Raw genomic sequence first — 21,326 nt, 5'->3', positions numbered from 1 at the left:
GCAGAGCGGCCCTTTCATCCCTCAACCGACGGATGAGAGCGTTACCCTTGCGCCGCTTCCGCCGCGCGCTCGGCCTTCTTGCGCTCGTTGGGATCGAGCAGGGCCTTGCGGATACGGATCGCCTTCGGCGTCACTTCGACCAGCTCATCGTCCTGGATGTAGGCCAGCGCCTGTTCCAGGCTCAGCTTCATCGGCGGCGTCAGGCGAATGGCTTCGTCCTTCGACGTCGTGCGGATGTTGGTCAGCTGCTTTGATTTCAGCGGATTGACTTCAAGATCGTTGGCACGGCTGTTCTCGCCGATGATCATGCCTTCATAAATCGGCACGCCGGCATCGATCATGAGCTTGCCGCGCTCCTCGAGATTCCACAACGCGTAGGCGACCGAGGTGCCGTTGGCGTTGGAGATCAGCACGCCGTTGCGGCGGCCTTCGATCGGACCCTTATAGGGCTGGTAGCCGTGGAAGAGGCGCGACATGACGCCGGTGCCGCGCGTATCGGTGAGGAACTCGCCGTGATAGCCGATAAGGCCGCGGGCCGGTACCAGCATCACAAGGCGGGTCTTCGCACCACCCGACGGGCGCATCTCAACGAGTTCGCCGCGGCGCTGGCCCAGCTTGTCGATGACGACGCCGGTGAATTCCTCGTCGACGTCGATGACGATTTCCTCGATCGGCTCCAAGCGCTGGCCGGTCTTTGGGTCGTTCTGATAAATGACGCGCGGGCGGCTGATCGACAATTCGAAGCCTTCGCGGCGCATCACTTCGATGAGCACGCCCAGCTGCAATTCACCGCGGCCGGCGACCTGGAACGCGTCCTTGTCTTCCGTTTCGGTGACGCGGATGGCGACGTTGCCTTCCGATTCACGCATCAGGCGATCGCGGATCATGCGGCTAGTCACCTTGTCGCCATCGCGACCGGCGAGCGGGCTGTCATTGACCGAGAACGACATGGCAAGTGTGGGCGGATCGATCGGCTGTGCCTTCAGCGGCACTTCGACTTCCATCGCGGCGATGGTGTCGGCGACGGTGCTTTCAGTGAGGCCGGCAATGGCGACGATGTCGCCGGCTTCGGCGCTGTCGACTGGCGTGCGCTCGATGCCGCGGAAGGCCAGCAGCTTGGTGAGGCGGCCGACTTCGACCTGGGTCCCATCGGGACGCATGGCGCGCAGCTGCATGTTGACCTGCGCCTTGCCGGTCTGGATGCGGCCCGTGAGCACGCGGCCGAGATAGTTGTCGTATTCGAGCGTCGTCACCAGCATCGAGAAGGGCTTGTTCTCCTCGACCTTGGGCGCCGGCACGTGTTCGACGATGAGGTTGTAGAGCGGGCTGAGGTCGGTGCGCTCGCCCTTCTCCAGATCGGTGGTGGCCCAACCCTGCTTCGACGAGGCAAAGAGCGTCGGGAAATCGAGCTGCTCGGGGCTGGCATCGAGGGCCGCGAACAGGTCGAACACCTGGTCATGGACGGCATGCGGATCGGCGTCCGGGCGGTCGCATTTATTGATGATGACGATGGGACGCAGGCCCAAGCGCAGCGCCTTGGTGGTCACGAACTTGGTCTGCGGCAGGGCGCCTTCGGCGGCATCGACCAGCAGCACGACGCCGTCGACCATGCTCAAGATGCGCTCGACCTCGCCGCCGAAATCGGCGTGACCCGGGGTATCGACGATGTTGATGCGGGTGTCCTGCCACTGGATCGAGGTGCATTTGGCCAGGATGGTGATGCCACGTTCTTTTTCGAGATCGTTGGAATCCATCACGCGTTCAGCGACCTGCTGGTTGACGCGGAAGGCGCCGGATTGGCGCAGGAGCTGGTCGACGAGCGTGGTTTTGCCGTGGTCGACATGGGCGATGATGGCGATATTGCGCAGTTTCATGACGTCACTTGATCCAAAAATTGCCGTAACGCCCATCATCCCATGGCGATTGTTACAATCGCCATCGGCCGCCCTCACCCATTCCTCTTATCCGGCCCTGCCCGGTGGAGGAAATTATTGTGGAATGGCAACCAGTTAACAGTGCCGACGGGTTTCCCCACGGCAGCTCCTCATCCGCGCCCCGGTAAGCAAGGGACGCGGCTGGAATGAGGGGTGTTGTTTCAGCCGGGCTTTTACCTGATTAGCCCACTTGCTGCAACAGAAGCTCGGCAAGGGGGGTTTCGGGCCGGGCGCCGAAATGGCTGATGACCTCGCCCGCTGCCAAGGCGCCGATCCGGGCGCTGTCGGCATGGTCGCGTCCCTGGGTATAGCCATAAAGGAAACCGGCGGCATAAAGGTCGCCGGCGCCGGTCACATCCACCACCTGTCGCACCGGCCAAGCCGGGACGTCGATCACCTGGGTTTCGGTAACGATGGTCGAGCCCTTGGCGCTGCGGGTAATGGCGGCAAGGCTGCAATGTTCGCGCGTGGCCTTCACCGCCGCCTCGAAATCATCCGTCTCCCACAACGCCGTGATCTCGTGTTCGTTGGCGAACAGGATATCGACATGGTTCTTCACCAGATCCTGGAATTCGGTGAGGTAGCGCTTCACGCAGAACGGATCCGAAAGGGTCAGCGAAATCTCGCGTCCCGCACCATGGGCCAGATTGGCGGCCTTGAGGAACGCCTGCTTGGCCAAGGGCGGATCCCACAGATAGCCTTCCAGATAGGTCACTTTCGAGCGCGTCACGACCGCTGGGTCGACATCGTCGGGGGTGAGCTCGACACAGGCGCCGAGATACGTGTTCATGGTGCGCTCGGCATCGGGCGTCACGAAGATCATGCTGCGCGCAGTCGGTGTCGTGCTGGTGGCGCTCGGCGTTTCGAAATGCACGCCGGTTGCCCGCATGTCATGGCGGAAGATGCCGCCCAGCTGGTCATTGCCGACCTTGCCGATATAGGCACCCCTGCCGCCCAGGCTCGCCAAGCCCGCAATCGTGTTGCCGCAGGATCCGCCTGAGGCTTCGACCGCCGGTCCCATGGCAGCGTAAAGCTCCTCGGCACGGGCTGAATCGATGAGGGTCATGGTGCCCTTGTTGAGGCTCATGCGCTCGATGAAGTCCTGATCGCAATGGGCCAGCACGTCGACAATGGCATTGCCGATACCGCAGACGTCAAACAACTTGTCGCTCATTCATCCCCGCGAGGTCAGATTCACTAGCGCCCCTGCCTGAGTGCTTTTTGGGCCGAGCGCTTTTCGGGGCGGAGTATAGGGATCAAGGGCGTTTGGGCAAGCGAACCGGCTGTGACCGAGTTCCGGCCCGCCCCCCACCCATCCCTCCCCCCTGAAGGTGGGAGGGCTCTTGGACTGAGTTTGATCGATCAGCCTCGCTCTAGACCCCTCCCACCTTCAGGGGGGAGGTCGGGAGGGGGGCGAAGCTGCCGCGATTTCAGCTGATCACATCCTGCGGACAGCGCTTCAGGGCGAAAAATGGCATGAAACCGTAGCCATCGCCGGAACAGGTTTCGGCCGCAGCATTGTCGCCGAGAAGGCGCAAGGTACAGCTCAGCAGGCCGATCTGCGGCCAGGCGCTTTGGCGGAAATCCTGGGTGTAGGTGGCGGTCCCGTCCTTGACGACAAGATCGGTCCCTGCCGGCGGATCACCCATCTGGCGGTCGCGGAAACGGATCCCCTGCGGGCCGATATCGATGCGGTAGCCGGTATCGTCGCACCAGGAGCCGAACAGGCGTTCTTGCGTTTCCGCCTGCGCCAGACTCGTCCCCAGCAGCAACGAAACCGTGAGCAGAATGCTCAACACCTTGCGCGCGCGGCGCATATACCTATTTCCTTCACTGTCCACCGCCAGGCACCCCATCGGTTGTTAGCGGCAGAGCTTTCCGCTAAAAAGTGGCAACATTCTGACAGAACTGGATAATTCCACGTGATCCAAGCCTTGTCGCTGGCTTTTGCCCAGCTTTCCGACCCGCGCATCCAGAAAGTCATCGGCATCAGCATCGCCATCGCCTTCGTGGTTTTCGGCGGGCTCATGATTGGTGGCTGGTTCCTGATCGACTGGCTGACGGGTCTCAATGGCTGGTGGGCGGATGCCGCGCATTTCTTAGGTTTCTTCGCCGTGCTGGTGATCGCCTGGTTCACCTTCCCCATCGTCACCGCGACCACGGCAGCCCTCTTTTCCGACCAGGTGGTCGATGCGGTCATGGCGCGGCATTATCCGAACGCCACCCATCCCTACAAGGTCGCCATCCCGGAAATGCTGCTGGACGGCGTGAAGCTGGCGGCGATCGCCCTGGTCGTCAACGTCTTCACATTGCCGCTGCTCTTCTTCCCGCCGGTCTATGCCGTCGTCGCCTATGGTCTCAACGGCTATCTGCTGGGGCGCGAGTATTTCGAAATGCCGGCTTTCCGGCGCCTGCCGCGCGCCGATGCCAAGGCCCTTTTCCAGCGCCATCGCGCCCGTTTCGTGCTGGCCGGCGTCGTCATCGCTTTCCTTGCCACAATCCCCGTTCTCAATCTCATCGCGCCCATCGTTGGCATCGCTTTTATGGTGCATATCTTTGAATCTGTGGTAAATCTGGGACCGCGTAGGGGGTAGGCCGACCGTGAGACACCGGGCGGCTTGCGGGAACGGCAAACGCATTCGCCCGGGGTCGCCGCACAGGCGTGCTGCTGGGGGACTAAATTCTCACGTTTCAGGCTTCTCACGTTCAGGCTAGGGACCAGCACCGCATGTTTGGCAAAAAGAAAGACGAGCAACCCACTCCGGGCACCGCCGCCGCGGCACCGACCGATGGCGACAACAAGAGCTATACCAAGCCCGAAGCCGCGCCGAGCGCGCCGTCGCGCCCCGCCATGAACCCCGACATCGCCCGCCGCGGCCCGGATATGAGCGCGTTCGCGCCGCGTCCGACCGGTGGCGCCACGGCTGCGCCCCGCGCCCCGGAAGCCGAGCAGAAGAAGCTCATCGTCGGCCGCGACATTTTCCTCAACGGCGAGATCCGCACCTGCGACAGCCTGGTCGTCGAAGGCAAGGTCGAGGCCGTCCTCTCCGATTGCCGCGCCATGGACATCGCCCAGTCGGGTGAGTTCAAGGGTTCGGCCGAAATTGAATCCGCCGATATTTCCGGCCGCTTCGATGGCGACCTGGTCGTGCGCAACCGCCTGACCATTCGCGCCACCGGCAAGGTGCTGGGCAAGATCCGTTACGGCCAGCTCGAAGTCGAGCGCGGCGGTGTCATCTCCGGCACGATCGAAGCCCTGGCTGACGGCGCGCCGGTCGTTTCCGGCAACGGTCGCTGAAGCACCCCGTATTGCTTGGTTATCCCGGCCGTTAAGAGTCGGGAAACCACCGGGGATTAGGCTTGAGCGGCTGACTTGGGGTAGGTGCCCTTCAGGCGAAGGGCACCGGTGCTTGGGAGATCGGAACGTGGTGCGTTCCAAACATCGGGGTAGGGTTGTTGCAACCGTCGGCGATAGGCACGCCGGTGTCAGACGATTGCGCCACGCCCTGTTCTGTGTCCTCGGCGCCACTTTGCTCACGGCCTGCGCCGCCCAGCCCTATAAACCCGGCGCCGCCATGCGCACACCCAAGAATCCGGCCCATGGCGTGCAGGCACCCGATGCCGCGGCCGCCCCGGCAGAAACCCCGGCGCCCGCCACGATCTGGCAGACCGCCGACAAGCTGATGGGCCTCGCCGCCGATGAATTGCAGGCCGCCCTCGGCAAGCCGGCACGCATCCGAGATGAGGAAGACGGCCGCATCTTTCAATATATCGGCAGCGATTGCGTGCTCGATCTCTTCCTCTATCCGGAAGCGGCAGCAGGCGCCTATCGCGTCTCTTACGCCGAAGCGCGCTCGATCAGGGCTGAAAAGAAGCCGGTCGATACCTGCCTCAAATCCCTGCCGGCACCCATCGTCGCCGATAACGCCCCGACCAGTTGAGCGCCGACCAGTTGAGTGCCGACGAGGTGAGCTGGCAGCTGATTACTTGCCGGCGAGCTTGGCTTCGCGGCGGGCGGCCTTTTCGGCGATGCCGGAGATGCCTTCGCGTTCCTTGAGCTTGGCCCAGACATCGTCCGGGCGCACACCGCGATCGGCCCACAGCACCAGCAGGTGATAAAGCAGGTCCGAGGATTCGGCGACCAAGGCTGGATTGTCACCGCGCATCGCTTCGATGATGGCCTCGACGGCCTCCTCACCGACTTTCTGCGCGATCTTGGCCGTGCCCTTGGCAAAGAGCCGGGCCGTGTGGGATCCGTTGGGATCGCCGCCGCGCCGCCCCTCGATGGTGCGGAACAGGCAGTCCAAGACGGTCCCGTCCAATTTTTCCGACATCGTTAAAAGCCCTTAACCCTTGCCGTCCTTCCCCCATATTGGACGGCATGTTGCTGTATGTCAGTGGCGCGCGACACACTTTGACCGAACAAGTTCGGCTAAAGCGCGACAAATCAGGGGCGCATGCTGAGACCAGCTGCCAGCATATGGGCTTTTGCTTGACCAATGGTAAAGGTGCCAAAATGAAATATTGATGCGGCCAAAACCGCCGTGGCATGGCCGTCGCGGATGCCGGCCACCAGATCATCCAGGGACCCGACGCCGCCTGAGGCGATCACGGGCACGGAAACGGCATCGGCGATCGCGCGCGTGAGCGGGATGTTGTAGCCCTGCTTTGTGCCATCGCGGTCCATCGAGGTTACGAGCAACTCGCCCGCCCCGTTCTCCGCCATGCGCTTGGCAAAATTTACCGCATCAATGCCCGTGGGCTCGCGGCCGCCATGGGTGAAGATCTCGAACCTGCCCGGCGCGGTCTCCTTGGCATCGATCGAGACGACGATGCATTGGTCGCCGAATTTCTGCGCCGCTTCTTTGACGAAGTCCGGGTTCTTCACCGCGGCCGTGTTGATCGACACCTTGTCGGCGCCGGCCAGCAGCAGCTTGCGGATGTCCTCGGATTTGCGCACGCCGCCGCCGACAGTCAGCGGCATGAAGCAGGCCTCAGCTGTCTTCGAGACGACGTCGTAAAGCGTGTCGCGATTGTCCGAGCTTGCGGTGATGTCGAGGAAGGTCAGCTCGTCCGCCCCAGCCGCATCATAGATCTTCGCCTGCTCGACCGGATCGCCGGCATCGATCAGGTTGACGAAATTGACGCCTTTGACGACTCGTCCGTCCTTCACATCAAGACAGGGGATGACGCGCATCTTCAGCATGGCATTTGACCTTCGAGAGCGAACCCGGTCGAGCCATACCCCCCTCCCTGACCCTCCCCCTCAAGGGGGGAGGGAAAAAGGACGTCCTCTCCCCCCCGTCGACGCATGTCGGCATTCGCCTCCGGGAGGGAGAGAGCTAGAGAGGGGGGTGATTGCAGGGCCAGATTCATCATGCGTGTGCTCGCAACTTCTGCAGTGCCTCTTTGAGATCGAGGCGGCCGTCATAGATGGCGCGGCCGGAGATGACGCCGGTGATGCCGCCGCCCTTCTTCTTGGCTTGCGATTGAACGCTGAGCAGCGCGTCGATATCGGCGATCGAGGAGACGCCGCCCGAGGCGATAACGGGGATCGAGAGCGCTGCCGCCAGCTCCGCCGTGGCAGTCACGTTGACACCCTGCAGCAGCCCATCACGGTCGATATCGGTGTAGATGATCGCGGCCACCCCGGCATCCTCGAAACGAAGCGCGAGCTCAAGGGCGGTGAGTTCGGAGGTCTCGGCCCAGCCTTCCACCGCGACCTTGCCACCCTTGGCGTCGATGCCGACGACGATCTGGTTGGGGAAGCGCTTGCAGGCGGCCTTCACGAGATCGGGGTTCTTCAGCGCGACGGTGCCGAGGATGACGCGGGCAATGCCCTTCCCCAGCCAGGCTTCGATATGGGCCATCTCGCGGATGCCACCGCCCAATTGCACGGGGATATCGACCGCTGCAAGAATGCCCTCGACCGCTGCCGCATTCACGGCCTCACCAGCAAAGGCGCCATCGAGATCAACCAGATGCAGCCATGTGGCCCCGGCCGCCGCAAACTGCCGCGCCTGGTCGGCGGGGTCGGTGTTGAAGACGGTCGCCTGTGCCATGTCGCCCTTCACCAGGCGCACGCATTGACCGCCTTTGAGATCGATCGCGGGGAAGAGAATCATCGTGCCGTCAACCTTCCAGCGATTTCCAGAAATAGAGGCCACCCACATATTGCCCATCGACCTGGGCATAGCGCGGGTGTCGGCCGATCTCGTGATAGCCGAGATTGTGATAGAGGCTGATCGCCGCCTGCAGCGTTTCGCGCACATCGAGATTGAGCACCTTGACGCCGCGCTTCTTTGCCTCTTCCTCAACCGCCAGAGTCAGCTGTCGCGCCAGGCCATGGCCACGCGCCCAGGGGGCGACGAAGGACGTGGTGATCTGCGCCGAATGGCTCTGCGCCTCGTTGTTGCGCGTCGGGCGCACCAATTGCGCGGAAGCCGCGATGGTGCCGTCGAGCTTGCCGATGAACAGCACACGGTCGGGCACCAGCATGACACCCTTCCAGAACACTTCCAGGATGTTCCGGTGCGGTGGCTTCAGCCAGCCGAAGCCGCCACCGGCTTCGATCGCAAGTTCGGTCGCCTCGCACAGCTCTTCCAATTCACTGCGCTTCAATTCGCTGACGATGCTGATGGCGATATCGGCCATGATCTCAGGGTCTCCAGCGCAGGAAGTTGCCAAGGATCTGCAAACCCACCGCCTGGCTCTTTTCAGGATGGAATTGCAGTCCAACGATGTTGCGACGCCCGACCGCCGCCGTCACCTTGCCGCCGTAATCGACGTCAGCCAAGACCTCGTCCGCATGGTCGGCGATGAAGTGGTAGGAGTGGACGAAATAGGCGTGCGCGCCGGATTGGAGGCCGGCAAAGATCGGGTGCGGCTGCTTAAAATGGAGATCGTTCCACCCCATCTGCGGAATCTTCAAGGTTGGATCATCGGGCGTCAGCTTGACGACACGGCCCTTGATCCAATCAAGGCCCGCATGCTCGCCATATTCGACACCGACCGTGGCCAGCAATTGCATGCCGACGCAGATCCCTAAGATCGGCCGCCCCTTCTCCAGCACGGCTTCGCGCATGGCGGCGACACCGCCATCCAGCGCTTCGAGGCCACGCTTGCATTCGGCAAAGGCACCGACACCCGGCAGAACGATGCGGTCAGCCTTGGCAATCACATCCGCATCGGCGGTGATGACCACCTTGTCGCCGGTCTCGGAGGCTGCGTGCACGAGCGCCTTGGCGGCAGATTTCAGATTACCCGCGCCGTAATCGATGACCGCGACCGTCATGGCTTGGCGAGCGATTTTCCGCCCAGACTTCCACCCAAGGTGCCCTTGGTCGAAGGCACAGCGTCGGATTTCCGCGGATCGATCTCGATGGCGTGGCGCAGGGCGCGGGCCAGCGCCTTGAAGCAGCTCTCGACGATATGGTGGTTGTTCTCGCCATAGAGGTTCTCGACATGGAGCGTCAGGCCCGCATTCTGCGCGAAGGCCTGGAACCATTCCTTGAACAACTCGGTGTCCATCTCGCCCAGCTTGTCGCGGCTGAAACTGACCTTCCAGATCAGATAGGCTCGGTTCGAGGCGTCGAGTGCCACGCGGGTCAGCGTCTCATCCATCGGGATGGTCGCCTCGCCATAGCGGTTGATGCCGACGCGCTCGCCCAGGGCCTGGCTCACCGCCTCGCCCAAGGCGATGCCGGTATCCTCGGTGGTGTGATGGAAATCGATATGCAGATCGCCCTTGGCCTTCACCGTGATGTCCATCAGCGAATGCCTGGCCAGCTGGTCCAGCATATGATCCAGAAAGCCGATCCCGGTCGAAATATCCGACCGTCCCTGGCCGTCGAGGTTCACCTCGACCGCAATCTCGGTTTCCTTGGTCCGCCGCTCGATCTTGCCGGTACGCATTTTAGGGTCCGTTTCAAGGTAAAAAGGCCTTAATTGCCGGGTTCTTAGCAGCGATGGGCGCCTGGGGGAAGTGGGTAGGAACGCCGGTCGCGAAACCGGCCCGGGCCAGCGACAGCTTTGCAGCTTGATTGCCTTTCGCCGTTAACCTATCTCCCCAGGGAGCGATAACGATCTGGCTGGGGGCTCCGACCCGGCCGCATGAAGGGTTTCCCATGGCGCGCGACGATAACGACAAGCATGGCCTTGCCCCCTGGCACGGCACCACCATCCTCCTTGTGCGCAAGGGAAATGACGTGGTCCTGGCCGGCGACGGCCAGGTGACGGTCGGCCATACGGTGATGAAATCGAACGCCAAAAAGCTGCGCCGGCTGGGCAAGGGCCAGGTAATCGCCGGCTTTGCCGGGGCCACCGCAGATGCCCTCACTCTGTTCGAGCGGCTGGAAGCCAAGCTGGAGCAATATCCGGCGCAATTGGCCCGCGCCTGCGTCGAGCTCGCCAAGGATTGGCGCACCGACCGCTATTTGCGCCGGCTCGAGGCGATGATGGCGGTGGCGGATACGTCGGTGAGCCTTATTCTTACCGGTACAGGGGACGTGCTGGAACCGGAAGACGGCCTCATCGGCATCGGTTCCGGCGGCGCCTATGCGCTCGCCGCCGCTCGCGCCCTCATCGACATCGACGGCTTGAGCGCCGAGGAGATCGCCCGCAAATCGATGAAGATCGCCGGCGATATCTGCATCTACACCAATCACAACGTCCTCGTCGAAAAGCTCTAAGACCATGACCGACACCGGTAGCGCCCGCAAATCCGAACCCAAAGCCGAAGAACCGCTCGTTACCTCTGCATTGACGCCGCGCGAGATCGTCTCGGAACTCGACCGTTTCATCGTCGGGCAGAACGACGCCAAGCGCGCCGTTGCCATCGCCCTGCGCAACCGCTGGCGCCGCCAGCAGCTGGACCACGGCATGCGCGAGGAAGTGAGCCCGAAGAACATCCTGATGATCGGCCCGACCGGTGTGGGCAAAACCGAGATCGCGCGGCGTCTCGCCAAACTGGCCCAGGCGCCTTTCCTGAAGGTCGAGGCGACCAAGTTCACCGAGGTCGGTTATGTCGGGCGCGATGTCGAGCAGATCATCCGCGACCTCATCGAAATCGGCATCGCCATGTCGAAGGAAAAGATGCGCCGCCAGGTGCGCGCCAAGGCCGAAACGCTGGCCGAGGAACGCGTGCTCGATGCGCTGGTCGGCGAAGGATCGGGTGCCGAAACGCGCGCCAAGTTCCGCCGCATGCTGCGCACGGGCGAGCTCGACGACAAGGAGATCGAGCTCACGGTGAAGGACAGCGGCGGCGGCTCTCTGCCCACCATCGATATTCCCGGCATGCCAGGTGCTTCGATGGGCATGATCAATCTCAATGACATGCTGGGCAATGCGTTGGGCGGCCGCACCAAGACGCGGCGAATGACGGTTTCCGACTCCTATGACGTACTGGTGGCCGAGGAAGCCGACAAGCTGCTGGACCAGGAAAAGGTCACGGCCGAGGCGATCCGTGCCGTCGAGCAGAACGGCATCGTCTTCCTCGACGAGATCGACAAGATCTGCGCCCGCGAAGGCCGCGCCGGCGCAGATGTCAGCCGCGAAGGCGTGCAGCGCGACCTGCTGCCGCTCATCGAAGGCACGACGGTCGCCACCAAGCATGGCGCGGTGAAGACCGACCACATCCTCTTCATTGCCTCAGGCGCCTTTCATCTCGCCAAGCCCAGCGACCTGCTGCCCGAATTGCAGGGCCGCCTGCCGATCCGCGTCGAGCTCGATGCGCTGACGCGTGCCGATCTCCGCCGCATCCTCACCGAACCGGAAGCAAGCCTCATCAAGCAGTATGTGGCGCTCCTGAAGACCGAGGACGTGACGCTCGATTTCACCGATGATGCCATCGACGCCCTGGCGGATCTGGCGACCGAGATCAATTCGACCGTCGAGAACATCGGCGCCCGGCGCCTGCAAACGGTGCTGGAACGCCTGCTCGAGGAAGTGAGCTTCACCGCTTCCGAGATGGGCGGCAAGACCGTCACCATCGACGGCGCCTATGTCCGCGAACGCGTGGCGCCGCTGGCGAAGAACACGGATCTATCGAAGTTCATTTTGTAGTGGCACGCCATCACTTGTCATGCCCCGGCTTGGCCGGGGCATCCACGAGTCTCTTTCTTCGGTTGCGCAGTAACTCGTGGATGGCCCGCCTTCGCGGGCCATGACAATTGAAGCTGTGGAAATCTACCCAGCCCCCACCCCGAACCTCTTCCGATACTCGCTTGGCGTCAAACCGATCTGCGCCTGGAACAGCTTGGTGAAGGCGCCCGGGTCTTCATAGCCGACGCGATAGGCGATCTGGTCGATCTTTTGCGTGCCAAGCTCCAGCATCTCGCGTGCCTTCGCGAGGCGCAGTGATTGCAGATAGCGTGTGGGGTTGAGGCCCGTCGCCTTTTGAAAGCGGCGCAGAAAGGTGCGCTCGCCAAGCTTGGCCTGCGCCGCCATCTGCGGCAGCGTCACTTTCTCCGATGCATGGCGCTGCAGCCAATGTTGAACCTTGAGCACAGCGGCGTCCCCATGGGCGAGCTTGGGGGCAAAGGCCGAATAGAAGCGCTGCTCGCGGCCCGCAGCGTCGACCAGGAAAAACCGCGCCACACTGAGGACGATGGTCGGGCTGATGAAGCGTTCGATGACTTTGAGGCCCAACTCCACCCAGGCCATGACGCCGCCGGCGGTGATGACATCGCCATCCTCGATCACCAGCTTATCGCCATCGACCGCGATCTCAGGAAACCGCATCTGCAGTTCTTCCGCCAAGGACCAATGCGTGGTCGCTGGCCGGCCATCGAGCAAGCCGGCCTCGGCCAGCAGGAAGGCGCCGGCGCAAACCGACGTCATGACGCTACCCTTGCTGTGCTGGCTTTTGAGGAAGCGCAGCAGCGGGTCGCGGCTGTCGGTCCAGACCGGATCGCCGAGGCTGGGCGGCAGGATGACGACGTCGAGGGATTTCGGCGTTCCCTCCGGCGAGATGGCGCCGCGCGCAACCTGGCCCCCGTCGCCCAAGGCCCAATGGCTGACCCGCAAGATCGGCACGTTGCGCAAATTCTGCTCGGCACAAAGCCGGTTGGCGACCAGGAACATGTCGGTCAGGCCATGCAGTGCCGCGGCCTGCGCGCCGGGATAATCAAGGATGCCGATATCGATGAATTTGGGACTCACGCTCATTTGTCAGTTTTGACCTGATCTATGTCAGTTCTGCCAATGGGCAGAATGCGCGGCCTTGGCTAAAAAAGCCATATCGAAACGCCAACCTTCAGGAGTGTTCCCCCATGAGCAAAAACGGCCTTCTCGTCGTCGACGTACAGAACGACTATTTCCCCGGCGGCCGCTGGACCCTCAGCAACATGGATGAGGCCAGCGACAATGTGGCGAGGCTCATCGCCGCCGCCCGTGCGGCCGGACATCCGGTCTTTCATGTGCAGCACGTCATGGAAGAAGCGGACTCACCCTTCTTCACCAAAGGCACGGCGGGTGCCGAGATCCATCCCAAGGTGAAGCCCGCCGCCGGCGAGGCGCAGGTGGTGAAGAGCGAGGTCAATGCTTTCCTTGGCACCGACCTCAAGGCGAAGCTTGATGCGGCCGGCGTCAAAGACCTCGTCGTCTGTGGGGCGATGAGCCATATGTGCGTCGATGCGGCCACGCGCGCCGCCGCCGATTTCGGCTACAAGGTGACGCTGGCCCATGATGCCTGTGCCACGCGCGATGCCGAGTTCAACGGCGTCAAAGTGCCGGCGCGCGATGTGCACGCGTCGTTCATGGCGGCCCTCGGCTCCTATGCGAAGGTCGTATCGACGGATGATGTCATCACTTCTACTTTGAAGAAGGCGTAACCTCGCGCCTCATTTCTCCCATGCGAAAAAGATCAAGAAGGGACAAGACATCATGAGCTTCGTCAAAACCAAGGACGGCACCGAGATCTATTACAAGGATTGGGGCCCCAAGACCGGCCAGCCGGTTGTCTTCAGCCATGGCTGGCCACTGTCGTCCGACAGTTGGGAAGCGCAGATGCTGCATGTCGCCAATGCCGGCTACCGTGCCATCGGTCACGACCGCCGCGGCCATGGCCGCTCGAGCCAGACCTGGGACGGCAATGACATGGATCATTACGCCGACGACCTCGCGGCGGTGATCAACCATCTCGACTTGAAGAACATCGTGCTGATCGGCTTCTCGACCGGCGGTGGCGAGATCACGCGCTATATCGGCCGCCATGGCACGGCGCGTGTGGCGAAGGCCGTGCTGGTCTCCGCCGTGCCGCCCTTGATGGTGAAGACCGCCGCCAATCCGGGCGGCCTGCCGCTGGACGTCTTCAACGGCATTCGCGCCGGGTCGTTGAAGGATCGCTCGCAGCTCTACCAGGACATCGCCAGCGGGCCGTTCTTTGGCTACAACCGCCCCGGCGCCAAGCCCTCCCAGGGCGCCATCGATTCCTTCTGGCTGCAGGGCATGACGGGCGGCCACAAGAACACGTTCGATTCCATCAAGGCGTTCTCGGAAACGGACTTCACCGAGGATCTCAAAAAATTCGACGTGCCGACGCTCGTGATCCATGGCGATGACGACCAGATCGTGCCGATCGACGCCGCCGGCAGGTCTTCGGCCAAGCTGGTGAAGGGCGCGGTCCTCAAAGTGTATCCGGGGGCGCCGCACGGGATCACCGATACCCACAAGGACCAGTTGAACGCCGACCTGCTGGCCTTCATCAAGGGCTGAGCGGCCGACATCCCCCAATTGGCCGAAGGATGCGGCCGGCGGTCCCTGGACTGCCGGCCGTTCACTTTATTCCAGCCCTGCGAAAAAAGACTTGTGGGAGATACGCCAGAATCTTACGAATTGTATGAGAAATACCGCTTAAATGTAGCGTTTCGCCCTTTTCCGCGAAAATCGTTAATGCGGAATGTATTGCCACGGGCGGGCGCCGGAGCTGGGGACGGGAGAGACGCTTGCTGCCCAAGGCCAATGACCTGATGGACCATTACAGTGGTCATGTGGCGGCCGACCCCTATCCAACGGATCCCGCAGCCGTTGCGGCATGGGAAGAACGGCGCCTTGCCGCCTTGCATCACAGCGGCATTCTCGATACCGGCGCCGAGCAGAATTTCGACGACCTCACCGCCTTGGCGGCGCAGATTTGCGAGACGCCTTTGGCCCTGGTCTCCTTCGTCGATGCCCAAAGGCTGTGGTTCAAATCCTGCCATGGTGTCGACCTCCACGAATTTCCGCGTGCCGATTCCTTCTGTGACGAGGCGATCCGCCATAACGGCGTTTTTGAAGTGGGCGATCTCAGCCGCGATGCACGCTTTGCCGGGCATGTGCTGGTCACCGAATGGGGCTTCCGCTTCTATGCCTCGGCGCTCATCAAATCCTGCAGCGGGGCCATCCTCGGCACGCTCTCGGTGATCGACCGGCGCCCCCGTGAACTGACCAAGGCACAGCAAAGCGCCCTCGTGCGCCTCGCCAACCAATGCGGCGGTCAGATCGCGCTCAAAACCCTGCTGCGCGACCAGGCGCGCGAGATCGCCAACCGCACGCAGGCGCTGCGCTCGAGCGAGGCGCGCCTCAGTGCCTTCATGCAGCATGCGCCGATCACCATGTCGGTGAAGGATCTTTCCGGCCACTACCTGATGGTCAACCGCGCCTGCGCCCGGTTCTATGGCCAGACACCCGAGGCGATGCTGGGCCAGCGCATCGACGATGTCGAAAAGTCGTCCGGTGCCGATGGGGTGAAGGCTCTGGAAGCAGACATGCTGGCTGCCGGCACGCCGGTCATCCGCGAGATCGCCTATCCGCGCGACGGCGGCACGCGCTGGTACCGCAACATCAAATTCCCGATCCCCGACGACAGCGGCGCCATGGTCGCCATCGGCGGCATCGGCCTCGAGACCACACAGGCGAAAATGGCCCAGGAAGAGCTGATCGACGCCAAGGAACATGCCGAGGCCGCGAACCAGGCGAAATCGCAATTCCTCGCCAATATGAGCCACGAATTGCGCACGCCCTTGAACGCGATCCTGGGCTTTTCCGAGATCCTCGCCCGCAATGCCATCGGCCCCCTGGGGCCGGACAAGGTCCAGGCCTATGCCGGCGACATCCATCAGAGCGGCCGGCTGCTGCTCAACATCATCAATGACATTCTCGATCTCTCCAAGATCGAGGCGGGCCGGATGGAACTGCGCGAAGCGCCGTGCGATCTTGGCGATCTCACGCGCAGCGCCTTCAACCTGGTCGCCAATGCCGCCCACGCCAAGAGCCTGAAGCTGGTCAATGCCGTGCCGCCGGATCTGCCCATGGTGCAGGCGGATGAGCGCGCGCTGACGCAAATTCTTCTTAACCTGGTCAACAATGCGGTGAAGTTCACGTTGCCCGGCGGCGAGATTCGGGTCGATGCCGCCCGGGTCAATCCGGGCGAGGCCGGAGATGGCCTGGCGCTCGCTGTGTCGGATACCGGCATCGGCATCGCCAGCGAAGATATCCCGCTGGTCTTTTCCGCTTTCGGACAGGTGCAGGACGCCTTCGTCCGCGGTCATGAAGGGGCTGGCCTCGGCCTCCCCATCGCCAGGGCGCTGGCCGAGGCGCAAGGCGGCCGGCTCGATCTGCATTCGCGCCTCGGGATCGGCACCCGTGTGACCCTGTGGCTGCCCAAACAGCGCGTCATCGAGGGGTGACCGGGCGCACATCGCTTGCGGAAAACAGGCGAAAATTGGCGAAATAGGCCTGGATCCGGCCCCTGGTCGTTAGACAAGTGCCCGCCAATCCGCTATCAGGGCGGCCATGTCGTCAAAAGAACCTTCATCTCCCCGTGACGTCCCGGCGCGAGATGCCCGCGATGCCCAGCCCGAAACGGGCGGCAGCAGCGATTCACCCATCCTTTCCGCCCGATCAATCGCACTCGACCTGATGGACGCCGTGTTCCGGCGCCGGAAACCGCTCGACGAGGCGCTGGGCGAGCATGCCGAATTGGAAAAGCTCGCCACCCGCGACCGCCAATTCGTGCGCGCGCTCGTCGCCACCACTCTGCGCCATATGGGCCAGATCGACCACGCGCTGGGCCAATGCCTGGAAAAGCCGCTCCCCGCCCGGGCGCTCATCGTGCGCAACATCCTGCGTCTCGGTGCGGCCCAGATCATGTTCCTGGCGACCGCACCCCATGCCGCCGTCGATACCATGGTGACGCTTGCCGGCGACCGTGGCGAAACCGGTTTCAAGGGCCTCATCAACGCGGTGCTCCGCCGCATCGCGCGCGACCCGCAGGCCTTCCTGGCCTCCGCCCCTGCCGGTGCGGTGAGCCTCCCCGACTGGCTGTGGCAAAGCTGGGTGAAGGCTTACGGCGTGGCCAAGGCCACGCAGATTGCGACCGCGCATCTTTACGAACCGCCGCTCGATTTCTGCTGCCGCCGTCCGGCCGAAGCGGAGTATTGGGCAAGCCAGCTCCATGCCCGCGTCATGCCGCTTCCCGGTACGTTGCGCCGCCCGGCCGCTTCCGAAGGTGGTGAGCGTTTGCATCAGCGGGTCGAAGACCTGCCGGGTTACGCCGACGGCGCCTGGTGGGTGCAGGATCTGGCCGCGCAAATTCCGGCGCGGCTCCTGGGCAATGTGGCGGGGAAACGCGTCATCGATCTTTGCGCAGCCCCCGGTGGCAAGACGGCGCAGCTGGCCGCTGCCGGTGCCCAGGTGACGGCGCTTGACCGCTCGCGGCCGCGGCTGGCGCGTGTCAAAGAAAATCTCGAACGCCTGCGCCTGCATGCCGAACTTGAAGCAGCCGACGCGGCACTCTGGGATCGTGGCCGCGATTTCGACGCAGTGCTGCTCGATGCGCCCTGCTCGGCAACCGGCACCATCCGCCGCCATCCCGACGTCGCCTGGCTCAAAGACCCGCGCGATCTGGGGAAGCTCACGGCGACCCAGGACCGGCTGCTCGACAAGGCGGTCTCACTGCTGGCACCCGGCGGCACGCTCATTTTCTGTACCTGCTCGCTGCAGCCCGAGGAGGGCCCCGACCGTGTCGAGGCGCTACTCTCGCGGCACGGCAATCTGAAGCGCGACCGCCTGCACACCGAAGAAGTGGGCGGCCTTTTTGAGCTCATCTCCCCCGCAGGCGATTTCCGTTCGCTGCCATCGCATCTCGCCGACCAAGGCGGGCTCGACGGCTTCTTTGCCGCCCGCATCCTGAAGGCCGGCTAAAACCTGGGAACCGCCGGCCGGGCCGGCGGTTGTCTTTCCCGTTATCGACATCATCGCGCGCGAGACAGGCGAGCGCATCAACGTATGCGTCCGCAAGCTAGCGCCTTTGCCTCATCGAAGACGGAGATTTTTCATGCGCTATGGATTGTTGTGGCTACTCGGCGTGCCGATCCCGGTTCTCATCGTGATCTGGTTCCTGTTCCACTGACGGGAACCCCGGCAGTCGCTGCCCGTTTCAACATGTAAGCGATCGCATCACGATGCGCGGAGGAAATGCCATGCAGCAGAAGCAATTCGACACGGCCATGCAGGACGTCGACAAGGCCTATGGCAATCCGGCAAAACTGCTGGCCGACGACGATCTCTCACGACCGCAGAAACTCAAATTGCTGCAGCAATGGGATTATGATTTGGGCCTGTTGCTGGTGGCTGCGGAAGAAAACATGACCGGTCCCGGTTCGTCGAGCACGGCCGAGCGTCTGCGTTCGGTGCGCGAGGCGATCCAGATCCTGGGCGTTGACGGCAATCCGGAAGGCGACGGTGCTGCCTCGAACGGCAAGGTCGCTGGCGTTGTCATTCCGACCGAAGAAACCAAGGAACCAAAGAGCAAGACCACGCATTAATTCGACTGAGACTCCCCTATTCAGTCGCGATCGATTTGAGTTTCCCCCTACGTTGCCAGCCATGCTCCTGACCCGCCCTCTGGGCGGGTCTTTTTTTGGCGCGACGTCTCTTTTCTTTGATCAAGGCCAGTTGAGGATCACCTTGCCGGACTGGCCAGAGAGCATGGTTTTGAATCCCTCGACATAATCCTTGATGGCGAATTGGTGGGTGAGGATGGGCGACAGGTTGAGGCCCGATTGCAGCATCGCCACCATCTTGTACCAGGTCTCGAACATCTCGCGGCCATAGATGCCCTTGATCTCCAGGCCCTTGAAGATGACGTTGTTCCAGTCGATCGCGGTGTTTCCGGGCGGGATGCCGAGGAGTGCTACCTTGCCGCCATGGTTCATGACTTCGAGCATGGTGTTGAAGGCCGTGGGCACACCCGACATTTCAAGGCCGACATCGAAGCCCTCGACCATGCCGAGTTCCTTCATCACGTCGGTAAGGCTGTCGCTTGCCACATTGACGGCGCGGGTGGCGCCCATTTTCTTGGCAAGATCCAGCCTGTAATCATTGACGTCGGTGATCACCACGTGGCGCGCGCCGACATGCTTGGCGATGGCCACCGCCATGATGCCGATCGGACCGGCACCGGTGATCAGCACGTCTTCGCCCACCAGATTGAACGAGAGGGCGGTGTGCGTCGCATTGCCATAGGGGTCGAAGATGGCGGCGAGATCGTCGCTGATATTGTCGGCGATCTTGAAGGCATTGACCGCCGGCAGGGCGAGGAATTCGGCAAAGGCGCCGGGGCGGTTGACGCCGATGCCGAAGGTGTTGCGGCAGAGATGCCGTCGTCCAGCGCGGCAATTGCGGCAATAGCCGCAGGTGACATGGCCTTCTCCCGAGACGCGGTCGCCCAGGGAAAAGCCGCGCACCTCCTCGCCCATGGCGACGATCTCGCCGACATATTCATGGCCCACATGCATGCCGACTGGCACAGTCTTGGCCGCCCATTCATCCCATTTCCAGATATGGATGTCGGTGCCGCAGATCGCAGTCTTCTTGATACGGATGAGGACATCGTTATGGCCGACTTCTGGCTTGGCCACATCCATCAGCGTCAGGCCGGGACCGGCTTTCTCTTTGACCAGGGCTTTCATCATGTCCTCCTTCAAATCGCGCCGAGGGCCTTGCCGACCTTGGCAAAGGCTGTGACGGCGCGGTCGATGTCTTCACGGGAATGGGCGGCCGACATCTGCGTGCGGATGCGCGCCTGGCCCTTGGGCACCACGGGATAGGAGAAGCCGATTACATAGATGCCTTCCTGCAGCAACGCGTCGGCCATGGCGGTCGCCAGCTTGGCATCGCCCAGCATGACCGGGATGATCGGATGCTCGCCAGGAACCAGGCGGAAGCCCAGCGCGCTCATCGCCTGGCGGAAATGCCGCCCGTTCTCGACCAGGCGACCGCGCAGCGCGCGACCCTCGTCAGAGGCGATGAGGCCGAGGCAGGCGCTGGTGGCGCCCACGATCGCCGGCATCAGCGAGTTGGAAAAAAGGTACGGCCGCGAGCGCTGGCGCAGCAGATCGATGGGCCCGCGCCGCCCGGCGATATAGCCGCCCGATGCACCGCCCAACGCCTTGCCGAAGGTGCCGGTGAAAAGATCGATTTTGTTCTGCACGCCGCGATATTCCGCCGACCCGCGGCCACCCTCGCCGACGAAGCCGACGGCATGGCTGTCATCGACCATGACCTGGGCGTTGTAGCGGGCGGCGAGATCCGTGACGGCCTTGAGATCGGCGATGATCCCGTCCATCGAGAAAACGCCGTCGGTGGCGATGAGCTTGAAGCGGGCGCCGGCGGCATCAGCCTCCTTCAATTTGGCCTCGAGATCGGCCGGGTCGTTATTGGCATAGCGGAAGCGCTTGGCCTTGGAGAGGCGGACGCCATCGATGATCGAGGCATGGTTGAGCGCGTCGGAGATGATCGCGTCTTCTTCGCCCAGCAGGGTCTCGAACAGCCCGCCATTGGCGTCGAAACAAGAGGAATAGAGGATCGCGTCCTCGGTGCCGAGGAAGCGCGCGATGTCGGCCTCGAGCCGCTTGTGGATGTCCTGGGTCCCGCAGATGAAGCGTACTGACGCCATGCCGAAGCCATGGGCATCAAGCGCGTCCTTGGCGGCATCGATGAGCCGGGCATCGTCGGCCAGGCCCAGGTAATTGTTGGCGCAGAAATTGAGGACCTGCCGCCCGTCAGCGAGCGCGATATCGGCCCCCTGGGGCGTGGCGATGACGCGCTCGGCCTTCCAGAAGCCATCGGCGCGGATGCCGGCCAGGATGTCGGCGGTGTGGGTTGCAAAGTCTTGTGCCATGGGGTGCCCGTACTCTGTGCCAGATGGCGCCATGATCGCGTTTGGCGCCTGTTAAGCAAATGACTTTTGTGAAGACGCCCCACGCCCCTAAATGCATCTGGCGGCCAGTCCATCGCCCAGGCGATCGTCGGTATGCGGCTGGTGCATTGATCGCTCCCGCCGCCCTGTCTTTGGCGGGTCGAATTATGCCAGTAAACCCGGCTTCCTGCGCAGCCAGCCAGGCCCGCTGC

The 21,326-nt window shown here is 62.9% G+C and carries 22 protein-coding genes; 10 read left to right on the top strand and 12 right to left on the bottom strand.

The window, feature by feature from the left end:
• Nucleotides 1–41: 41 nt before the first annotated feature.
• The 3 genes from typA to SMD31_RS09360 all read right to left on the bottom strand — a co-directional run bounded on the left by typA (nucleotide 42) and on the right by SMD31_RS09360 (nucleotide 3,751).
• Complete coding sequence (gene typA / locus SMD31_RS09370) at nucleotides 42–1,874, bottom strand: translational GTPase TypA (RefSeq protein ID WP_320500552.1); 1,833 nt, start codon at nucleotides 1,872–1,874, stop codon at nucleotides 42–44.
• A 241-nt stretch (nucleotides 1,875–2,115) separates the two neighbouring features.
• Complete coding sequence (locus SMD31_RS09365; RefSeq protein ID WP_320500551.1) at nucleotides 2,116–3,108, bottom strand: adenosine kinase; 993 nt, start codon at nucleotides 3,106–3,108, stop codon at nucleotides 2,116–2,118.
• 256 nt (nucleotides 3,109–3,364) lie between these two features.
• On the bottom strand, nucleotides 3,365–3,751 hold the full coding sequence (locus tag SMD31_RS09360) for a hypothetical protein (protein WP_320500550.1): 387 nt from the start codon (nucleotides 3,749–3,751) through the stop codon (nucleotides 3,365–3,367).
• 105 nt (nucleotides 3,752–3,856) lie between these two features.
• On the opposite strand from SMD31_RS09360, the gene SMD31_RS09355 reads away from it, so the two are divergent.
• The 3 genes from SMD31_RS09355 (at nucleotide 3,857) to SMD31_RS09345 (ending at nucleotide 5,875) form a co-directional block, all read left to right on the top strand.
• Nucleotides 3,857–4,528, top strand: a complete 672-nt coding sequence (locus SMD31_RS09355) for an EI24 domain-containing protein (protein WP_320500549.1) — start codon at nucleotides 3,857–3,859, stop codon at nucleotides 4,526–4,528.
• A gap of 134 nt (nucleotides 4,529–4,662) precedes the next feature.
• Nucleotides 4,663–5,232, top strand: a complete 570-nt coding sequence (locus SMD31_RS09350) for a bactofilin family protein (protein WP_320500548.1) — start codon at nucleotides 4,663–4,665, stop codon at nucleotides 5,230–5,232.
• 196 nt (nucleotides 5,233–5,428) lie between these two features.
• Complete coding sequence (locus tag SMD31_RS09345; protein WP_320500547.1) at nucleotides 5,429–5,875, top strand: hypothetical protein; 447 nt, start codon at nucleotides 5,429–5,431, stop codon at nucleotides 5,873–5,875.
• A gap of 42 nt (nucleotides 5,876–5,917) precedes the next feature.
• On the opposite strand, the gene SMD31_RS09340 is transcribed toward SMD31_RS09345, so the two are convergent.
• The 6 genes from SMD31_RS09340 to hisB all read right to left on the bottom strand — a co-directional run bounded on the left by SMD31_RS09340 (nucleotide 5,918) and on the right by hisB (nucleotide 9,848).
• A complete protein-coding gene (locus SMD31_RS09340; RefSeq protein WP_320500546.1) occupies nucleotides 5,918–6,268 on the bottom strand; it encodes a phosphoribosyl-ATP diphosphatase in 351 nt (116 codons plus the stop codon).
• Between the two features lie 113 nt (nucleotides 6,269–6,381).
• Nucleotides 6,382–7,140, bottom strand: coding sequence for an imidazole glycerol phosphate synthase subunit HisF (hisF, locus tag SMD31_RS09335; protein WP_320500545.1), 759 nt, complete (start codon nucleotides 7,138–7,140; stop codon nucleotides 6,382–6,384).
• A 169-nt stretch (nucleotides 7,141–7,309) separates the two neighbouring features.
• Nucleotides 7,310–8,059 (bottom strand): 1-(5-phosphoribosyl)-5-[(5-phosphoribosylamino)methylideneamino]imidazole-4-carboxamide isomerase, encoded by a 750-nt coding sequence (hisA, locus tag SMD31_RS09330; RefSeq protein ID WP_320500544.1) that lies wholly within the window; start codon nucleotides 8,057–8,059, stop codon nucleotides 7,310–7,312.
• 7 nt (nucleotides 8,060–8,066) lie between these two features.
• The gene (locus SMD31_RS09325) at nucleotides 8,067–8,588 is read right to left on the bottom strand and encodes a GNAT family N-acetyltransferase (protein ID WP_320500543.1); all 522 of its coding nucleotides are present in this window, start codon (nucleotides 8,586–8,588) and stop codon (nucleotides 8,067–8,069) included.
• Nucleotides 8,589–8,592: 4 nt separating this feature from the next.
• Nucleotides 8,593–9,228: an imidazole glycerol phosphate synthase subunit HisH gene (hisH, locus tag SMD31_RS09320; protein ID WP_320500542.1), complete on the bottom strand. Its 636-nt coding sequence runs from the start codon at nucleotides 9,226–9,228 to the stop codon at nucleotides 8,593–8,595.
• Nucleotides 9,225–9,848 carry an imidazoleglycerol-phosphate dehydratase HisB gene (hisB, locus tag SMD31_RS09315; protein WP_320500541.1) on the bottom strand — a complete coding sequence of 208 codons (624 nt, stop codon included), beginning with the start codon at nucleotides 9,846–9,848 and terminating at the stop codon, nucleotides 9,225–9,227. Before hisB ends, hisH begins: the two co-directional genes overlap by 4 nt.
• A 212-nt stretch (nucleotides 9,849–10,060) precedes the next feature.
• Here hisB and hslV point away from each other — a divergent pair, with 212 nt between their 5' ends.
• Nucleotides 10,061–10,624: an ATP-dependent protease subunit HslV gene (gene hslV, locus SMD31_RS09310; RefSeq protein ID WP_320500540.1), complete on the top strand. Its 564-nt coding sequence runs from the start codon at nucleotides 10,061–10,063 to the stop codon at nucleotides 10,622–10,624.
• Nucleotides 10,625–10,628: 4 nt separating this feature from the next.
• The gene (hslU, locus tag SMD31_RS09305; RefSeq protein WP_320500539.1) at nucleotides 10,629–11,996 is read left to right on the top strand and encodes an ATP-dependent protease ATPase subunit HslU; all 1,368 of its coding nucleotides are present in this window, start codon (nucleotides 10,629–10,631) and stop codon (nucleotides 11,994–11,996) included.
• 123 nt (nucleotides 11,997–12,119) lie between these two features.
• On the opposite strand, the gene SMD31_RS09300 is transcribed toward hslU, so the two are convergent.
• Entirely contained in the window at nucleotides 12,120–13,094 is a 975-nt protein-coding gene (locus tag SMD31_RS09300; protein WP_320500538.1) for a GlxA family transcriptional regulator, read from the bottom strand.
• A 110-nt stretch (nucleotides 13,095–13,204) separates the two neighbouring features.
• Here SMD31_RS09300 and SMD31_RS09295 point away from each other — a divergent pair, with 110 nt between their 5' ends.
• From SMD31_RS09295 to SMD31_RS09275, 5 genes are all read left to right on the top strand, one after another.
• Nucleotides 13,205–13,765 (top strand): cysteine hydrolase family protein, encoded by a 561-nt coding sequence (locus tag SMD31_RS09295; protein WP_320500537.1) that lies wholly within the window; start codon nucleotides 13,205–13,207, stop codon nucleotides 13,763–13,765.
• Between the two features lie 52 nt (nucleotides 13,766–13,817).
• A complete protein-coding gene (locus tag SMD31_RS09290; RefSeq protein ID WP_320500536.1) occupies nucleotides 13,818–14,648 on the top strand; it encodes an alpha/beta fold hydrolase in 831 nt (276 codons plus the stop codon).
• A gap of 230 nt (nucleotides 14,649–14,878) precedes the next feature.
• Entirely contained in the window at nucleotides 14,879–16,600 is a 1,722-nt protein-coding gene (locus SMD31_RS09285) for an ATP-binding protein (RefSeq protein ID WP_320500535.1), read from the top strand.
• Nucleotides 16,601–16,706: 106 nt separating this feature from the next.
• Nucleotides 16,707–18,116, top strand: coding sequence for an RsmB/NOP family class I SAM-dependent RNA methyltransferase (locus tag SMD31_RS09280; protein WP_320500534.1), 1,410 nt, complete (start codon nucleotides 16,707–16,709; stop codon nucleotides 18,114–18,116).
• Between the two features lie 278 nt (nucleotides 18,117–18,394).
• Nucleotides 18,395–18,739 (top strand): hypothetical protein, encoded by a 345-nt coding sequence (locus SMD31_RS09275; RefSeq protein WP_320500533.1) that lies wholly within the window; start codon nucleotides 18,395–18,397, stop codon nucleotides 18,737–18,739.
• 120 nt (nucleotides 18,740–18,859) lie between these two features.
• On the opposite strand, the gene tdh is transcribed toward SMD31_RS09275, so the two are convergent.
• Both tdh and SMD31_RS09265 read right to left on the bottom strand, forming a co-directional pair.
• A complete protein-coding gene (tdh, locus tag SMD31_RS09270) occupies nucleotides 18,860–19,888 on the bottom strand; it encodes an L-threonine 3-dehydrogenase (RefSeq protein ID WP_320500532.1) in 1,029 nt (342 codons plus the stop codon).
• Between the two features lie 8 nt (nucleotides 19,889–19,896).
• On the bottom strand, nucleotides 19,897–21,096 hold the full coding sequence (locus SMD31_RS09265; protein WP_320500531.1) for a glycine C-acetyltransferase: 1,200 nt from the start codon (nucleotides 21,094–21,096) through the stop codon (nucleotides 19,897–19,899).
• Nucleotides 21,097–21,326: the final 230 nt, after the last annotated feature.

The organism is Dongia rigui (assembly GCF_034044635.1).
Classification (GTDB): domain Bacteria; phylum Pseudomonadota; class Alphaproteobacteria; order Dongiales; family Dongiaceae; genus Dongia; species Dongia rigui.
This window is presented reverse-complemented; position numbering and strand designations above follow the sequence as displayed.

Excerpts from the sequence above, each read along its gene's own strand:
- typA (WP_320500552.1), bottom strand. The coding sequence starts at position 1,874 with ATGAAACTGCGCAATATCGCCATCATCGCCCATGTCGACCACGGCAAA.
- SMD31_RS09365 (WP_320500551.1), bottom strand. The coding sequence starts at position 3,108 with ATGAGCGACAAGTTGTTTGACGTCTGCGGTATCGGCAATGCCATTGTC.
- SMD31_RS09360 (WP_320500550.1), bottom strand. The coding sequence starts at position 3,751 with ATGCGCCGCGCGCGCAAGGTGTTGAGCATTCTGCTCACGGTTTCGTTG.
- SMD31_RS09350 (WP_320500548.1), top strand. The coding sequence starts at position 4,663 with ATGTTTGGCAAAAAGAAAGACGAGCAACCCACTCCGGGCACCGCCGCC.
- SMD31_RS09340 (WP_320500546.1), bottom strand. The coding sequence starts at position 6,268 with ATGTCGGAAAAATTGGACGGGACCGTCTTGGACTGCCTGTTCCGCACC.
- hisF (WP_320500545.1), bottom strand. The coding sequence starts at position 7,140 with ATGCTGAAGATGCGCGTCATCCCCTGTCTTGATGTGAAGGACGGACGA.
- hisA (WP_320500544.1), bottom strand. The coding sequence starts at position 8,059 with ATGATTCTCTTCCCCGCGATCGATCTCAAAGGCGGTCAATGCGTGCGC.
- SMD31_RS09325 (WP_320500543.1), bottom strand. The coding sequence starts at position 8,588 with ATGGCCGATATCGCCATCAGCATCGTCAGCGAATTGAAGCGCAGTGAA.
- hisH (WP_320500542.1), bottom strand. The coding sequence starts at position 9,228 with ATGACGGTCGCGGTCATCGATTACGGCGCGGGTAATCTGAAATCTGCC.
- hisB (WP_320500541.1), bottom strand. The coding sequence starts at position 9,848 with ATGCGTACCGGCAAGATCGAGCGGCGGACCAAGGAAACCGAGATTGCG.
- hslV (WP_320500540.1), top strand. The coding sequence starts at position 10,061 with ATGGCGCGCGACGATAACGACAAGCATGGCCTTGCCCCCTGGCACGGC.
- hslU (WP_320500539.1), top strand. The coding sequence starts at position 10,629 with ATGACCGACACCGGTAGCGCCCGCAAATCCGAACCCAAAGCCGAAGAA.
- SMD31_RS09295 (WP_320500537.1), top strand. The coding sequence starts at position 13,205 with ATGAGCAAAAACGGCCTTCTCGTCGTCGACGTACAGAACGACTATTTC.
- SMD31_RS09290 (WP_320500536.1), top strand. The coding sequence starts at position 13,818 with ATGAGCTTCGTCAAAACCAAGGACGGCACCGAGATCTATTACAAGGAT.
- SMD31_RS09280 (WP_320500534.1), top strand. The coding sequence starts at position 16,707 with ATGTCGTCAAAAGAACCTTCATCTCCCCGTGACGTCCCGGCGCGAGAT.
- SMD31_RS09275 (WP_320500533.1), top strand. The coding sequence starts at position 18,395 with ATGCAGCAGAAGCAATTCGACACGGCCATGCAGGACGTCGACAAGGCC.
- tdh (WP_320500532.1), bottom strand. The coding sequence starts at position 19,888 with ATGATGAAAGCCCTGGTCAAAGAGAAAGCCGGTCCCGGCCTGACGCTG.
- SMD31_RS09265 (WP_320500531.1), bottom strand. The coding sequence starts at position 21,096 with ATGGCACAAGACTTTGCAACCCACACCGCCGACATCCTGGCCGGCATC.